Below are 15,270 nucleotides of genomic sequence, written 5' to 3'. Positions count from 1 at the left end.
AGATGATGGATGCTTACTGGTTGGCAATTATTTTTATCGGCTTAATGGGACTTTCCGTTCTGGTTTACGCCATTCTCGATGGTTATGACTTAGGCGTGGGCATTTTGCTGCCCATGGGGGAAGCCGACGAAGCTCAACGCGACACGATGATTGCCTCAATTGGGCCATTCTGGGATGCCAACGAAACTTGGTTAGTATTGGCAGTAGGCATTATGTTAATCGCCTTCCCTGCTGCCCATAGCGTGGTGCTCTTTCACCTATATATACCGGTAGCCATTATGCTGATCGGACTTATTATGCGTGGCGTGGCCTTTGACTTTCGAGCCAAAGCGGCGGTTGACCATAAACTTGCTTGGGATAGAACCTTTAAAGCAGGCTCACTGCTTACCACCTTGGCACAAGGCTACATGTTAGGCCTATATGTGATGGGTTTTGAAGCCAGCCTGAGCGCTCATTTGTTTGCCCTATTAAGTGGTTTAGGAGTGACCCTTGCTTATAGCTACATTGGCGCGGCTTGGTTGATCATGAAAACCGAAGGAGAGCTGCAAAAACGTGCCGTAACTTGGGCAAAACTCAGCGGGAGACTCTGTTTTATCGGAGTATTAGCGGTGTGTATCGTTAATCCCATGGTTAACCCAGGAGTATTTGATCGCTGGTTTGATTTTCCGTTAGTGATGTTTGTATTGCTGATACCGGCTTTGTGTTTTGCCGCCTTTTTGTTTAACGATCTGCTGCTGAAACGTTTACCCAAAGTAAATGATCGCCACTGTTGGCTGCCATTTTTATTGGTTGTGGCTATTTTTATCCTATGTTTTAGCGCCTTGGCTTTCAGCTTCTTTCCTGATGTGGTTCCCGGACAAATGAGCATTTGGCAAGCGGCCTCTGCGCCTGAATCACTCACTGTGATATTAATCGGTGCGCTGGTGGTAGTACCGGTTATTTTAGCTTATACCGCGTTTTCTTACTGGGTATTTAGAGGTAAAGCCAGCTCGCTAAACTACCACTAATTAAGCTCTTAAAAAAGAGCGCCACTCGGCGCTCTTGTTTCTTTAAAACTTCATGCTAACGCCCAGTTTCACTTGGCTATCGTCTTGCAGTGGAAGATTGTCATAATCACTACTATTAAAGTTTTTCTGCGTATATTGCAGGTAAGGTTGATAATTACCTAAGTTAGTGAGGAATAACTTGGTTTCTAATTCTTTAGCGTTAAGATTACTATCTTTGCGTTCTGCATTAGAATCTTTATCAATGTAATTGACCGAAAAGCCAACAATATCTCCAGCCCAACCCGCCGTTAAATCAGCACGATTGGTTTTTACATCACCTAAATTAAGCGCATTAATGGCGTTATTATTTTGGGTATCTTCGTAGCGGTAACGGGCCTCCATAAAGATACCATTATCAAAGTTATAACCACCTTTTAGGGCAACTTTACCGGTGTTGGCATCGTCAGCAACATTGCGAGTATATTCAACTCGCGGTTGTAGATAAGCATTACCAAATTGGTAAGTATAATCTCCCGCTATAGTGGTTTCATGTAAACCAGACTCGTGTTGATTTTCACTATATGCCTTACCACCTAAACGGCTTTTTGCCTCTAGATCAAAACCAAATTGACCCAGATGAGTGTCAAACTCATAACCACCTTTTAGTACTCCAAAATGAGGACCATTTCGATTACTCTCAGCAGCTACTTCACCACGAATGGCGTCAGCTGAGACAAAAGAACTCATCAAGGCTAAAGAAACACTAGAAGCGATAAAAAATTTTTTCATTTGGAACCTTTCAGTAAATAGTTAGTTACTAAAACATCCATGCATTATTAAAATTAAATATTAGTCAGAGACTTATATATTCATCCATTGACGCTATGATGAATTAAGCCTTAAGCCGTAACAAATCAGAGTCTGTTAGACTTTTCTAACACAGAGAAAATACCGATGAATTTACATGCCATTCAAGCTTTTGTATTGAGCCATCAATTAGGCAGCATTTCTGCAGCAGCGACCAAAATGAAAAAAAACCGGGCTCAATTGAGCCAATGGATCAGCAATTTAGAAATTGATTGGAACGTAGAATTGTTTACTCGCAGTGGCCACAAGCCGGTACTTAGCGAGCAAGGCTTAAAAATGCTGCCACTGTGTGAACAACTACTCAACGCTAATCAACAGCTAATAAAGCAAGTTGAACACGTAGCGGAGCAAGACTGTTTAAGACTCAATATTGGCATCAGTGCTTACTTACAAAATGCTACTGTCGCCGAGCTACTTAGCCAGTTTAATCAGCGTCATCCGAATATAGATTTACACCTATACCAACGCCGCGACGAGCAACTACTCAATTGGCAAGAAAAACCTCAACTCGACCTCATTCTCAGTTTTTATCGAGATGCCTACCCTCATAAATTTAATCTGGAACACTTATGCGATATGCCGCTGGTGGCCGTGTGTGCAACTAACCACCCCCTAGCTAACACTTCAACACCAACGCTACAGCAGATACTTAGTCATACATGGATAACCATACTTGCCGCAAATGATATAAGCCTGTGGGATCCAGACTCCATTCCTCGAAAAATTGAGGTTGAGCAGCATGAATTGGCCATCCAATTATGCCTACGTGGATGTGGTGTGTTTGTCGGTGAGCAAAAACAATTAGCTCCCTATCTCAAGACAGGTCAGCTGAAAATAGTTGATCATAAAGACGCCATCACCACAGAACGCTTAGGTTTAATTTATCAAAAACACTGGGCAGCAAGTCCAGCATTAAACAGCTTAATCGACTTATGTAAGGCTCATTTCAGCTAAGCATTACAAAGTTTAAGCTCAAATTGTGCATAGATCTTATTCACAAGCTTACTGAGGGATCATCGCTTTAGTTAAGGGCTTAATAGCAAATTCCCAAAGTTTCACGTGAAACTATCAACAGTTGACTCACAGTCAATACGCAACTAGTTAAACTAAGCAAGATCACGTTACAATGAATTTGCTTTTAACAACCAACAGGATCATTTGTGGATATAGAAATCATTGTGGGCTCAACTCTTGGTTCTGCAGAATATGTGGCAGATGAATTAGAAGCCCTATTAAAGGAACAACACCAGGTCAAAATTCACTTAGATGCTGAGTTTTCAGAGCTTAATCAGCAAGCGCTTTGGTTAATTTGCAGCTCAACTCATGGTGCGGGTGATGTACCAGACAACCTTCAACCTTTTTACCAATATTTACTCAAGCAACAACCGGATCTTTCAGCTGTTAGCTATACCGTAGTCGCTATTGGTAGCAGTAGTTACGATACCTTCTGTGGAGCAGGAAAAGATCTAGACCTACTGCTGGAAAGTTTAGCTGCCACTCGACTAAAACCGCGTTTAGAAATCGATGTTGATCTTGAACCAGTGCCAGAAGAACCTGCCGCAGCATGGTTAGAAAGCTGGAAAAACGAACTAAATTGAACATAAACACTGTGGATAAGCATAGGGAATAGCTATTAATTCACTATAGTTATTCCTATGGATAAAAACACCAAGCGTTCCACTTGTGGATAAGTACCAATTTAGATCCCAGCTTTTCCCCTGTTTAGATCGCCCTTAATTAACATGATCTGATCTACTTTAAGTGGATGATCATTAAGTTAAAAAATGACTTATCTACAGATCATCGCTTTGCTAATAGTAGATCTAATAAAAGATCTTTAAAAAAAGATCTTATATATATTTATAAGAGATCTAGCCTAGATCTTATTCTAATCTAAGCATTCCCTTATGCCGCTTTAACCAGTAAAATGTCGCACCCTTTTGGGATCTGGCTGGTTTGAGGTATTTGCAATGTTCTATAAACAACAATATGACGTAATAGTGATCGGTGGTGGTCATGCAGGAACAGAAGCGGCTGCAGCTGCGGCACGCATGGGTCAAAACACCTTGCTGCTTACGCATAACATAGAAACATTAGGACAAATGTCTTGTAACCCCGCAATTGGTGGTATTGGTAAAGGTCATCTAGTTAAAGAAATTGATGCGCTAGGTGGCTTAATGGCTCAAGCAGCAGATTCAGCAGGGATCCAATTTAGAACTCTAAACTCTTCTAAAGGCCCCGCAGTACGAGCCACCCGCGCTCAGGCTGATCGTGTTTTATATCGAGCTGCAATTCGAACCCGTTTAGAAAACCAAGAAAATCTAACTATCTTTCAACAGGCCTGTGATGACCTGATCGTTGAAAATGATCAAGTGGTTGGTGTGGTTACTCAAATAGGCTTAGAACTGCGTGCCCGTAGCGTAGTATTAACCGTAGGGACTTTCTTAGGTGGAATGATCCATATTGGCTTAAATCACCATTCAGGAGGACGAGCAGGCGATCCACCGTCTCTTGCTTTAGCTCAACGTTTACGTGAATTACCATTGCGTGTAGATCGACTTAAAACCGGTACACCACCACGTATTGATGCTCGTAGTATTGATTTTTCTCAAATGCAAGCTCAACCGGGTGACACTCCTACACCGGTATTTTCCTTTTTAGGAAAAGTTACCGATCATCCACAACAGATCCCTTGCTATATCACTCATACCAATGAGAATACTCACGACATCATTCGCGGTGGCTTAGATCGTAGTCCTATGTTTACTGGAGTGATCGAGGGTACTGGACCTCGTTACTGTCCATCGATTGAAGATAAAGTCACTCGCTTTGCTGACAAAAATTCGCACCAGATCTTTATTGAGCCTGAGGGCTTAACCACCCACGAAGTGTATCCAAACGGTATTTCAACCAGTTTGCCTTTTGATGTTCAGGTGGCTTTAGTACATTCAATGAAAGGCCTGGAGAATGCTCATATAACCCGTCCAGGTTATGCCATTGAATATGACTTCTTTGATCCTCGAGACTTAAAACAAAGTCTTGAAAACAAATACTTAAAAGGTTTGTTCTTTGCAGGACAAATTAACGGTACTACCGGTTATGAAGAAGCCGGCGCTCAAGGCTTAATCGCCGGTGCTAACGCAGCCTTGTATGCTCAAGGCAAAGAAGCTTGGTCACCGCGTCGCGATCAAGCGTACATGGGCGTATTAATCGATGATTTGGCCACACTAGGCACCAAAGAACCCTATCGCATGTTTACCAGCCGTGCCGAATACCGTTTATTGCTGCGTGAAGACAACGCCGATGTACGCTTAACTGAGCAAGGTCATCAACTTGGTTTGGTCGACGAGCAACGTTGGCAGTTATTCAACCAAAAAATGGAAGCGGTTGAGCAAGAACGTCAACGTTTGAAAGATACTTGGGTGCATACCGCTTCGACTCAATTAGCCGATCTGAATCCTTTACTAAAAAATCCAATTACTCGAGAGCATTCACTAGAAGAATTGATCCGTCGTCCTGAACTTAGCTATCAGCAACTCATGCAAATTGAAGGTTTTGGTCCAGGCTTAGATTTGCCCGCCGCAGCAGAGCAAGTTGAGATCCAAATTAAGTACGACGGTTATATTAAACGCCAGCTGGAAGAAATTAAGAAAACCCAAAAGCACGAAAATACCTTACTACCCGTTGATCTTGATTACTCTAAAATCAGTGGACTGTCTAACGAAGTCGTGGCTAAGTTAAGCAATGCTAGACCGGAAACTATTGGTAAAGCAGCGCGTATTTCAGGTGTTACCCCTGCTGCGGTATCATTGCTATTGGTGTATTTGAAAAAACACGACTTAGCACGTAAGTCGGCTTAGGATGATCGGGTGTTAAAATCACGTTTAGAAAGCTTATTAGCACAAACTTCTTTGCAGCTCACCGAGCTACAAATCTCTCAATTGGTGACGCTAGTTGAGCAATTGGATAAATGGAACAAGGCTTACAATCTTACTTCGGTTAGAGATCCTATGGAGATGTTGGTAAAACACATCCTCGATAGTTTGGTGGTAAGTCCTTACTTACAAGGTGAACGTTTTATTGACGTGGGAACAGGGCCTGGCCTGCCAGGCTTGCCTTTAGCCATTATTAATCCCGATAAGCAATTTGTATTGTTAGACAGCTTAGGTAAACGGATTACCTTTATTCGCCAAGTTTGCCACTTACTCAAACTAGACAACGTTACAGCGGTGCAAAGTCGTGTAGAAAAATACCAACCCGAGCAACTATTTGATGGTGTAATAAGCAGAGCCTTCGCTTCTTTACAAGATATGCTCAACTGGTGTTATCACCTGCCTGCAAATAATGGTAAATTCTATGCATTAAAAGGCTTAGTGCCTGAGCAAGAGCTAGAAAACCTGGCCGAAGGGCTAAAATTGCAGCGTATCGAGAGTTTAGTTGTTCCCGAGCTTGAAGGTCAGCGTCATCTAGTTATTATTGATAAAAATAACCCTTAGGCGAAAATATTGTGGGCAGAGTAATAGCGGTTGCCAACCAGAAAGGTGGCGTAGGTAAAACAACAACCAGCGTAAATTTAGCGGCATCCATGGCGGCCACTAAGCGCAAAGTGTTGCTTATTGACCTTGACCCACAGGGTAATGCCACTATGGGCAGTGGTGTCGATAAATATGACGTGCCTAAAACGGCCTATGAATTATTGATTGATGAAGAACCCATTGCTCAAGTAACGGTGAAAGACACCAGTGGTTTCTTCGATCTCATCGCAGCTAATTCTGATGTTACTGCTGCAGAAATTAAACTAATGGAATTCTTTGCGCGTGAAGTTCGTCTGCGTAATGCCCTTGCTCCGGTAAGAGATTATTACGATTACATCTTCATTGATTGTCCCCCTTCGTTAAACATGTTGACCGTGAATGCCATGGCTGCAGCTGATAGTGTACTCGTGCCAATGCAGTGTGAGTATTATGCTTTAGAAGGCTTAACCGCCTTGATTGACACTATTAGTAAACTGGCCTCGGTGGTTAATCCTGAGCTACAAGTGGAAGGGATCTTACGTACCATGTTCGATCCACGTAATCGACTGGCCTCAGATGTCAGTGATCAGCTTAAACAGCATTTTGGTAAAAAAGTATACCGTACTGTGATCCCAAGAAACGTTCGTTTAGCTGAAGCCCCTAGTTTTGGTAAGCCAGCCATGTATTATGATAAAACCTCTAATGGCTCTAAAGCTTATTTGGCTTTAGCCGGCGAAATCATTCGTCGACACGAAGAAGAAAACCAAGCAGTGGCTGTTGATTAATGGATACGGATAAACACATGTCAGCGAGAAAACGTGGATTAGGCAAAGGTTTAGATTTATTACTCAGTACCAGTAATAACGCTCGACAGCGTCAAGTTGAGCAAGACACTAAAGCCGATTCTAATCAGCAGGTGGTAGACCAAAATCGTGGTGATTTACGTAAATTGCCTATTGAATGGTTGCATCCGGGCAAGTATCAGCCACGTAAAGATATGTCGGCAGAAGCCTTAGAAGAACTGGCTCACTCCATTGAATCACAAGGGTTATTCAGCCCATTGTGGTACGTGAAATCGGCGAAAATAGTTTTGAAATTATTGCTGGTGAACGTCGTTGGCGCGCTTCTCAACAAATTAACCTACACGATGTTCCTTGTTTGATTAAAAACGTGAGTGACGAAAATGCCGTCGCCATTGCCTTAATTGAAAACATTCAACGTGAAGATCTTAACGCCATGGAAGAAGCGGTGGCGCTAGACCGTTTAATGACCGAATTTGAGCTCACTCACCAGCAAGTGGCTGAGGCCGTGGGTAAGTCTCGTACCACCGTGAGTAATTTACTGCGCTTAAACGGGCTTAACGATGATGTGAAAATACTTTTAGAGCATGGTGATATTGAAATGGGCCATGCGCGTGCTTTATTAGCGCTTAGTGGGGATGTTCAGGCCGAAACGGCACGTAACGTTGCGGCTAAAGGATTAACTGTTCGAGATACCGAAAAATTAGTTAAATCTGTGCTTAACCCAAAAGAGCCGAAAAAGCCTGCAAAAGTAGACCCTGATATTAGCCGTTTAGAGCAAAAAATCAGTGAACGCTTAGGCGCTCGGGTAAAAATTCAGCAAAACAAAAAAGGTCAAGGTAAGTTAGTGATTGACTATGCAAATTTAGATGAGTTAGATGCAATATTGGCGCTATTCATTAATTCTGACGACACGCTTTAGTTGTTTATAACTTGATATTAATTACATTTCCTTGATCTTGGTTACTCACCTTTCACTTTCAAATGACCAAAAACGCCAGTTTGTAACAAAAAATTTAACAATAAGCGCTATTTCTTTATATAAGCTGTTACAAATTGGTGACTTCTGCTGTGCTTCTGATTGCAAAAAAGCGCTTTAGACGTATAATCAAATTGCTTTTTCGCGAGCCCTTTTACTCTTTCTGAGTAATGGGTTAAATGTAAAAACTAGTAGAGGTCGAGAATGTCTGGGTCTTTAACAACAGAAGTGCGCCTTAAGGCGTTGTATTTTGTTATTTTTCAGACAGGGTTTGTCGCACTGCTAACACTAAAAAGTGGCTTGTTTTTTGACAGAGATATTGCCATTTCCGTGTTGCTCGGAGGGATTATCTTTCTACTACCTAATACTTTGTTTACCCTTATGGCATTTATGTTTGTAGGCGCTAGGCATAGGAAGTATGTAGTACTAAGTTTCTATCTGGGAGAAGTCGTTAAACTTTCTCTTACAGCCATCATGTTTATACTGGTATTTGTCTTGCTTGATGTAGAGCCTTTGGCACTCTTGCTTGGTTTTATACTCAGTACCCTAACGCAATGGACTGCCTCTATTTTTCTTAGTAACAAAAATAGGATGATAAATGGCTGCTGAAGGTAACGTTTCAGGCTATATCCAGCACCACCTGACAAACGCGCAAATGTGTATGGCCGATGGTGGCTTGGCATTTAATCACGCTTGTCATGATGCAGGGTTCTGGACTTGGCACATTGATTCACTCCTGTTTTCAGTTGGCTTGGGAGCTTTGTTCTTATTTATTTTTTATAAGGCAGGGCAAAAAGCAACAACTGGTGTACCTGGCAAATTTCAGTGTTTTGTTGAAATGATGGTTGAGTTTGTTGATGGGGCGGTACGTGATGCCTTCCATCGCACCGACCGTGTTATTGCACCAATTGGATTAACCATTTTTGTGTGGATTTTCCTCATGAATTTAATGGATTTAATCCCCGTTGACTTTGTACCCCACGTCGCCGGACTTATGGGCGCTGAGTACTTTAAGATTGTACCGACAACTGATTTAAACATAACTCTGGGGATGTCTATCGCCGTGTTTGGTTTAATCATTTTCTACAGTATTAAAGTAAAAGGACTGAAAGGCTTCACAAAAGAGCTTACGCTCAATCCTTTCAACCATTGGTTAATGATTCCCTTCAACTTCTTGTTGGAGTCGGTCACTTTATTGGCCAAGCCTTTCTCACTCGCTTTGCGTCTGTTCGGTAACCTGTATGCAGGTGAATTGATCTTTATTCTTATTGCTGCACTTGTTCCTTTATGGGCTCAATGGCTTTGTCTGTTCCATGGGCTATTTTCCATATTTTGGTCATTGTGCTTCAGGCGTTTATTTTCATGATGCTAACGATAGTTTATCTAGCTTTAGCCCATGAAGATCACTAATTAAGTTTAATAAAAAAACTGCTTTAACCTAATAAATACTATTTGGAGAAAATCATGGAAACTGTTGTTGGTTTAACTATTATCGCTGTTGCAATCATGCTGAGCATGGCCGCTCTTGGTACTGCTATTGGTTTCGCACTGCTTGGTGGTAAGTTGTTAGAAGCATCAGCCCGTCAGCCTGAGCTAGCCCCTGCACTACAAACTAAAATGTTTATTATTGCCGGTCTTCTAGATGCGATCTCAATGATTGCCGTGGGTATTGCGTTATTCTTCGTATTCGCTAACCCCTTCGTTGCTTTATTGGGCTAAATTCATCGATTCCTTGACTAATAGGGAGGTGTCGTTGTGAATATCAATGCAACCATGTTAGGACAAGCTATATCGTTTGCGATCTTTTGTTGGTTCTGCGTTAAGTACGTTTGGCCACCACTAATCGATGCGATAGAAGCTCGTCAAAAGAAAATTGCGGATGGTTTAGCTGACGCTGAACGTGCCGGAAAAGATCTTCAATTAGCTCAAGCTAAAGCCTCTGAGCAAATGAAAGAAGCTAAGTCCGAAGCTGCTGTTATTATTGAGCAAGCAAACAAACGCAAAAATCAAATTATCGACGAAGCAAAAGAGTTGGCTAACATTGAGCGTGACAAAATCATTGCTCAAGGTAACGCTGAAGTTGAAGCGGAACGGAATCGCGCTCGTGAAGAGTTGCGGGCACAAGTTGCTGCTTTAGCCATCGCTGGCGCTGAGAAAATTCTCGAGCATTCAATCGACAAAGAAGCCAACAAGCATATTGTTGATAAGCTAGTCGCTGAGCTGAAATAGGGGTAAAAGGTAGAGCTTATGGCTGAATTAACCACCATTGCTCGTCCCTACGCTAAAGCTGCGTTTGATTTTGCCGTTGAGCAGAAAGCCTTAGAGCAGTGGACCGAAATGTTGAGTTTTGTTGCTGAAGTGGCAACAAACGAAAAAATTGCGGTTTTGCTGAGAAAGGAATCTGCGGATACCTTAGTGAATTTATTCACCACCGTATGCGCAGAACAGCTTAACGAAAACGGTCTCAATTTGATTAAATTAATGGCCGAAAACGGACGTTTGAACGCGTTGCCTGCTGTGTTAGCTCTGTTCTTGGAGTATAAGGCCGAATTGGCCAAGGAAATAACCGCTAACGTTGTTTCTGCTACCGAGTTAGATGCCGCGCAGCAAGCGCAAATTAGTGCTTCCTTAGAACAGCGTTTAGCACGCAAAGTGAAGCTTAACTGTAGTGTTGATGCCTCACTAATGGCCGGGGTGATTATTCAAGCCGGTGACTTAGTGATTGATAGCTCTGTTAAAGGGCAATTGGCAAAACTTTCTGAAACACTGCAAGCGTAATTGGGGAATAGAGCATGCAACTGAATTCCACTGAAATAAGCGAACTGATCAAAAAACGTATTGAGCAGTTTGAAGTTGTCAGTGAAGCTCGTAACGAAGGTACTATCGTTTCTGTAAGTGACGGTATTCTTCGCATTAATGGTCTTGCTGATGTAATGCAAGGCGAAATGATTGAGCTTCCTGGTAACCGTTATGCTATCGCATTAAACCTAGAGCGTGATTCTGTAGGTGCGGTAGTAATGGGTCCTTATGCTGATTTGGCTGAGGGCGACAAAGTTAAAAGTTCTGGTCGTATTTTGGAAGTACCAGTAGGTCGTGGCCTACTAGGACGGGTACTGAATACACTAGGTGAACCTATTGACGGTAAAGGTGCAGTAGAGCACGATGGCTATTCGCCAATCGAAGTGATTGCCCCTGGCGTTATGGAGCGTAAATCGGTAGATAAACCTGTACAAACAGGGATTAAAGCCATCGACTCTATGATTCCAATTGGTCGTGGTCAACGTGAGTTGATTATTGGTGACCGTCAGATCGGTAAAACAGCGATCGCTGTTGATACCATCATTAACCAAAAAAATTCTGGCATTAAGTGTGTTTACGTAGCGATTGGCCAAAAAGCCTCTACTATCGCTAGCGTAGTACGTAAGCTTGAAGAATACGGCGCAATGGAATACACCACCATTGTTGCAGCTTCTGCATCTGATTCAGCCGCACTACAATACCTTGCTCCTTATGCAGGTTGTACCATGGGCGAATATTTCCGTGACCGCGGTGAAGATGCGCTTATCATTTATGATGACTTATCTAAGCAAGCTGTTGCTTACCGCCAAATTTCATTGCTACTACGTCGTCCACCGGGCCGTGAAGCCTACCCTGGTGACGTATTCTACCTACACTCTCGTTTGCTAGAACGTGCGTCTCAAGTTAACGAAAAATACGTAGAAGAGTTCACTAAAGGTGACGTAAAAGGTAAATCAGGTTCTTTAACTGCCTTGCCGATTATTGAAACCCAAGCCGGTGACGTATCAGCCTTCGTACCTACCAACGTAATTTCGATTACCGACGGTCAGATCTTCTTGACTGGCCAGTTATTTAACTCTGGTACTCGTCCTGCGGTAGACCCAGGTATTTCGGTATCTCGGGTAGGTGGTGCAGCACAAACTAAGATCATTAAGAAACTTTCTGGTGGTATTCGTACCGCATTGGCACAGTATCGTGAACTGGCAGCCTTCTCACAGTTTGCTTCTGACTTAGATGATGCAACCCGTAAACAGCTAGACCACGGTCAAAAAGTAACTGAGCTAATGAAGCAGAAGCAATTCAGCCCATTATCTGTTGCTGAACAAGCCTTGGGTCTATATGCCGCTGAGAAAGGTTTTTTAGCTGACGTAGAAATCGATAAAGTTGTTGATTTTGAAACAGCGTTGCTAGCTTACGCTAACAACGAATATGCCGATCTATTAGCCACTATTAACGAAAAAGGCGATTACAGCGACGAGATTGATGCTGCAATTAAAGGCTTGTTAGAAAGCTTTAAATCGACTCAATCTTGGTAATCAAACCTGACGAATAGGAGCAATAGATATGGCCGGCGCTAAAGAGATTAAAGGTAAGATTGGCAGTGTTCAAAACACTCAAAAAATTACCAATGCGATGCAAATGGTGGCTGCAAGTAAGATGCGACGTTCTCAAGATCGCATGGAAAGCAGTCGTCCCTATGCCGTCGCGATGCGCAAAGTAATTGGTCATATCGCGCTAGGCAAACTCGAGTATAAGCATCCTTATGCTATTGAACGAGAAGCCAAGCGTGTAGGTTATATCGTGGTCTCTACTGACCGTGGTTTGTGTGGTGGCTTAAACATTAACTTGTTTAAGAAAGCTGTCACCGACATGCAACAGTGGAGAGATAAAGGGGCTGAAGTCGACCTAGCTGTTATTGGCAGCAAGGCCACCGCCTTTTTTGATAGCCACGGTGGAAATGTTGTAGCTCAAAATTCTGGCTTGGGTGATAACCCAACCGTTGAAGAGCTTATTGGTACCGTGAAAGTGATGTTAGAAGCCTACGATGAAGGCAAGCTAGATCGCATTTATGTTGTCTACAACAAGTTTGTAAACACCATGGTACAAGAACCAAAGATTGACCAATTATTGCCGCTGCCTAAAGCAGATGATCCAGAAATTGCGTCTCGCAGCTGGGATTACTTATACGAGCCAAGTGCCGAAGAGATACTCGACGGATTACTATTTCGTTATATCGAATCCCAAGTTTACCAAGGCGTGGTGGAAAACCTAGCCTGTGAACAAGCTGCACGAATGGTTGCAATGAAAGCGGCAACCGATAATGCGGGTAGTCTGATTGACGAACTTCAGTTGGTTTACAACAAAGAACGTCAAGCTGCGATTACTCAAGAATTGAGCGAAATTTCTGCGGGAGCTGCTGCCGTTTAAGGCGAGGCACTAAGCAATATATTTAGAGGAATCAACATGAGTAACGGTAACATCGTCCAAGTAATTGGCGCTGTTGTGGACGTTGAATTTCCACATGACAGTGTACCCAAGGTATACAATGCTCTAGAAGTTCAAGGCGAAGACTTAGTTCTTGAAGTTCAACAGCAAATTGGTGGTGGTGTAGTTCGTTGTATCTGTATGGGTGCATCAGAAGGCTTACGCCGCGGCCTAGAAGTGGTTGATACGGGTGACGCGATTAAAGTTCCTGTGGGTGAAGGCACCCTTGGGCGCATTATGAACGTACTAGGTCATACCATTGACCACAAAGGTGAAATTGAAACTGATGAGTTTTATAAAATTCACCGTGCTGCTCCTACTTATGAAGAGCAGTCAAACACTAGCGAATTGCTAGAAACAGGCGTAAAAGTTATTGACTTGATTTGTCCATTCGCTAAGGGTGGTAAAATTGGTCTATTCGGTGGTGCCGGTGTAGGTAAAACCGTAAACATGATGGAGTTAATCAACAACATCGCTAAAGCTCACTCAGGTTTGTCTGTGTTTGCTGGTGTTGGTGAGCGTACTCGTGAAGGTAATGACTTCTACTACGAGATGGAAGAAGCCGGGGTACTTGATAAAGTAGCCATGGTTTACGGTCAGATGAACGAGCCACCAGGAAACCGTCTACGGGTTGCCCTAACTGGCTTGACCATGGCGGAAAAATTCCGTGATGAAGGTAAAGACGTATTGTTGTTCATCGACAACATTTACCGTTACACCTTGGCCGGTACCGAAGTATCAGCACTACTTGGCCGTATGCCATCAGCGGTAGGTTATCAGCCTACATTGGCTGAAGAAATGGGTGTACTGCAAGAGCGTATTACTTCAACTAAGACGGGCTCTATTACCTCTATTCAAGCGGTATATGTACCTGCGGATGACTTAACTGACCCATCTCCAGCGACTACTTTCGCTCACTTAGATGCAACCGTTACGCTAAACCGTAGCATTGCGGCCATGGGTTTATACCCAGCAATTGACCCATTGGATTCAAACTCTCGTCAGTTAGATCCTCTAATTGTTGGTCAAGAGCACTATGACGTGGCTCGTGGTGTGCAAGGCGTACTACAACGCTATAAAGAATTGAAAGATATTATTGCGATTCTAGGTATGGATGAATTGTCTGAAGAAGACAAACAAACCGTAGCTCGCGCGCGTAAGATCGAGAAATTCTTAACTCAAGATTATCACGTAGCAGAAGTGTTCACCGGTAACCCTGGTAAACTGATTCCGCTTAAAGATACCATTCGTAGTTTCAAAGGCCTATTGGCTGGTGATTACGATGATATTCCTGAGCAAGCGTTCTTGTATGCAGGCGATATTGATGACGTGCTTGAGCGCGCCAAAAATATGTAAGCTTCGCCCATTGGCGTAACAGGAGGCTGAAATGGCAGCGATGACAGTTCACTTGGATGTGGTGAGCGCCGAAGAGAAAATTTTCTCTGGCCGCGTTGAGCACTTACGAGTAACCGGTGAAGAGGGTGAGTTGGGTGTGTTATATGGACACGCCCCATTACTAACTCCAATTAAGCCTGGTATGGTTCGCATGGTGAAGCAGCATGGTCACGAAGAGGTAATTTATATCTCGGGTGGTTTCTTGGAAGTACAACCAGGAAATGTAACTGTGTTGGCTGATACCGCGATTCGAGGCGAAGAACTCGATAAAGCCAAGGCCAAACAAGCTAAACAAGCTGCAGAGGATCGCATTAGCAATCCCAACAGCGATGTGGATTTTGCAAAAGCTCAAGTTGAACTCGCGAAAGCGATGGCACAGCTTCGTGTTATTGAAATCCTCGGTAAAAATGTTCGTTAAGTTTAGTTTGATAAGTAAAAGGCGCTCA

Annotated in this window: 17 protein-coding genes and 1 pseudogene; 17 read left to right on the top strand and 1 reads right to left on the bottom strand. The window is 43.0% G+C overall.

Features of this window, described 5'->3' with window-relative positions; genetic code table 11:
• Positions 1-2 precede the first annotated feature (2 nt).
• Positions 3-1,007, top strand: a complete 1,005-nt coding sequence (locus AR383_RS12770) for a cytochrome d ubiquinol oxidase subunit II (RefSeq protein ID WP_055733484.1) — start codon at positions 3-5, stop codon at positions 1,005-1,007.
• A 42-nt stretch (positions 1,008-1,049) separates the two neighbouring features.
• On the opposite strand, the gene AR383_RS12765 is transcribed toward AR383_RS12770, so the two are convergent.
• Complete coding sequence (locus AR383_RS12765; RefSeq protein WP_055733483.1) at positions 1,050-1,775, bottom strand: oligogalacturonate-specific porin KdgM family protein; 726 nt, start codon at positions 1,773-1,775, stop codon at positions 1,050-1,052.
• 165 nt (positions 1,776-1,940) lie between these two features.
• Between AR383_RS12765 and AR383_RS12760 the strand changes: the two genes are divergently transcribed.
• From AR383_RS12760 to AR383_RS12690, 16 genes and pseudogenes are all read left to right on the top strand, one after another.
• On the top strand, positions 1,941-2,807 hold the full coding sequence (locus AR383_RS12760) for a LysR family transcriptional regulator (RefSeq protein WP_055733482.1): 867 nt from the start codon (positions 1,941-1,943) through the stop codon (positions 2,805-2,807).
• Positions 2,808-3,013: 206 nt separating this feature from the next.
• Positions 3,014-3,451 carry an FMN-binding protein MioC gene (gene mioC, locus AR383_RS12755; RefSeq protein ID WP_055733481.1) on the top strand — a complete coding sequence of 146 codons (438 nt, stop codon included), beginning with the start codon at positions 3,014-3,016 and terminating at the stop codon, positions 3,449-3,451.
• 372 nt (positions 3,452-3,823) lie between these two features.
• The gene (mnmG, locus tag AR383_RS12750; RefSeq protein ID WP_055733480.1) at positions 3,824-5,713 is read left to right on the top strand and encodes a tRNA uridine-5-carboxymethylaminomethyl(34) synthesis enzyme MnmG; all 1,890 of its coding nucleotides are present in this window, start codon (positions 3,824-3,826) and stop codon (positions 5,711-5,713) included.
• A gap of 9 nt (positions 5,714-5,722) precedes the next feature.
• On the top strand, positions 5,723-6,349 hold the full coding sequence (gene rsmG, locus AR383_RS12745) for a 16S rRNA (guanine(527)-N(7))-methyltransferase RsmG (RefSeq protein WP_055733479.1): 627 nt from the start codon (positions 5,723-5,725) through the stop codon (positions 6,347-6,349).
• Positions 6,350-6,360: 11 nt separating this feature from the next.
• A complete protein-coding gene (locus AR383_RS12740; protein ID WP_055733478.1) occupies positions 6,361-7,152 on the top strand; it encodes a ParA family protein in 792 nt (263 codons plus the stop codon).
• Positions 7,152-7,825, top strand: a pseudogene (locus tag AR383_RS22685) (ParB/RepB/Spo0J family partition protein); the annotation flags it as partial. The gene AR383_RS12740 and the pseudogene AR383_RS22685, both read left to right, overlap by 1 nt.
• A gap of 57 nt (positions 7,826-7,882) precedes the next feature.
• A complete protein-coding gene (locus AR383_RS22775) occupies positions 7,883-8,089 on the top strand; it encodes a hypothetical protein (protein ID WP_470207132.1) in 207 nt (68 codons plus the stop codon).
• Between the two features lie 261 nt (positions 8,090-8,350).
• Complete coding sequence (locus AR383_RS12730; protein WP_055733477.1) at positions 8,351-8,755, top strand: ATP synthase subunit I; 405 nt, start codon at positions 8,351-8,353, stop codon at positions 8,753-8,755.
• Complete coding sequence (atpB, locus tag AR383_RS12725; RefSeq protein ID WP_417857832.1) at positions 8,745-9,512, top strand: F0F1 ATP synthase subunit A; 768 nt, start codon at positions 8,745-8,747, stop codon at positions 9,510-9,512. Before AR383_RS12730 ends, atpB begins: the two co-directional genes overlap by 11 nt.
• A gap of 98 nt (positions 9,513-9,610) precedes the next feature.
• Positions 9,611-9,865, top strand: a complete 255-nt coding sequence (gene atpE / locus AR383_RS12720) for a F0F1 ATP synthase subunit C (RefSeq protein WP_016400258.1) — start codon at positions 9,611-9,613, stop codon at positions 9,863-9,865.
• Between the two features lie 36 nt (positions 9,866-9,901).
• Entirely contained in the window at positions 9,902-10,375 is a 474-nt protein-coding gene (gene atpF, locus AR383_RS12715) for a F0F1 ATP synthase subunit B (RefSeq protein ID WP_055733476.1), read from the top strand.
• Between the two features lie 18 nt (positions 10,376-10,393).
• Positions 10,394-10,924, top strand: coding sequence for a F0F1 ATP synthase subunit delta (gene atpH, locus AR383_RS12710; RefSeq protein ID WP_055733475.1), 531 nt, complete (start codon positions 10,394-10,396; stop codon positions 10,922-10,924).
• A gap of 14 nt (positions 10,925-10,938) precedes the next feature.
• On the top strand, positions 10,939-12,480 hold the full coding sequence (gene atpA / locus AR383_RS12705) for a F0F1 ATP synthase subunit alpha (protein WP_055733474.1): 1,542 nt from the start codon (positions 10,939-10,941) through the stop codon (positions 12,478-12,480).
• A gap of 28 nt (positions 12,481-12,508) precedes the next feature.
• Positions 12,509-13,372, top strand: coding sequence for a F0F1 ATP synthase subunit gamma (atpG, locus tag AR383_RS12700; protein ID WP_055733473.1), 864 nt, complete (start codon positions 12,509-12,511; stop codon positions 13,370-13,372).
• 36 nt (positions 13,373-13,408) lie between these two features.
• Positions 13,409-14,785, top strand: a complete 1,377-nt coding sequence (gene atpD, locus AR383_RS12695; RefSeq protein ID WP_055733472.1) for a F0F1 ATP synthase subunit beta — start codon at positions 13,409-13,411, stop codon at positions 14,783-14,785.
• Positions 14,786-14,816: 31 nt separating this feature from the next.
• Complete coding sequence (locus AR383_RS12690) at positions 14,817-15,242, top strand: F0F1 ATP synthase subunit epsilon (protein WP_055733471.1); 426 nt, start codon at positions 14,817-14,819, stop codon at positions 15,240-15,242.
• Positions 15,243-15,270 lie beyond the last annotated feature (28 nt).

The organism is Agarivorans gilvus, assembly GCF_001420915.1.
Classification (GTDB): domain Bacteria; phylum Pseudomonadota; class Gammaproteobacteria; order Enterobacterales; family Celerinatantimonadaceae; genus Agarivorans; species Agarivorans gilvus.
This window is presented reverse-complemented; position numbering and strand designations above follow the sequence as displayed.

Excerpts from the sequence above, each read along its gene's own strand:
- atpA (WP_055733474.1), top strand. The coding sequence starts at position 10,939 with ATGCAACTGAATTCCACTGAAATAAGCGAACTGATCAAAAAACGTATT.
- atpB (WP_417857832.1), top strand. The coding sequence starts at position 8,745 with ATGGCTGCTGAAGGTAACGTTTCAGGCTATATCCAGCACCACCTGACA.
- AR383_RS12690 (WP_055733471.1), top strand. The coding sequence starts at position 14,817 with ATGGCAGCGATGACAGTTCACTTGGATGTGGTGAGCGCCGAAGAGAAA.
- atpH (WP_055733475.1), top strand. The coding sequence starts at position 10,394 with ATGGCTGAATTAACCACCATTGCTCGTCCCTACGCTAAAGCTGCGTTT.
- AR383_RS12765 (WP_055733483.1), bottom strand. The coding sequence starts at position 1,775 with ATGAAAAAATTTTTTATCGCTTCTAGTGTTTCTTTAGCCTTGATGAGT.
- AR383_RS12760 (WP_055733482.1), top strand. The coding sequence starts at position 1,941 with ATGAATTTACATGCCATTCAAGCTTTTGTATTGAGCCATCAATTAGGC.
- AR383_RS12730 (WP_055733477.1), top strand. The coding sequence starts at position 8,351 with ATGTCTGGGTCTTTAACAACAGAAGTGCGCCTTAAGGCGTTGTATTTT.
- AR383_RS12770 (WP_055733484.1), top strand. The coding sequence starts at position 3 with ATGATGGATGCTTACTGGTTGGCAATTATTTTTATCGGCTTAATGGGA.
- atpG (WP_055733473.1), top strand. The coding sequence starts at position 12,509 with ATGGCCGGCGCTAAAGAGATTAAAGGTAAGATTGGCAGTGTTCAAAAC.
- mnmG (WP_055733480.1), top strand. The coding sequence starts at position 3,824 with ATGTTCTATAAACAACAATATGACGTAATAGTGATCGGTGGTGGTCAT.
- atpE (WP_016400258.1), top strand. The coding sequence starts at position 9,611 with ATGGAAACTGTTGTTGGTTTAACTATTATCGCTGTTGCAATCATGCTG.
- atpD (WP_055733472.1), top strand. The coding sequence starts at position 13,409 with ATGAGTAACGGTAACATCGTCCAAGTAATTGGCGCTGTTGTGGACGTT.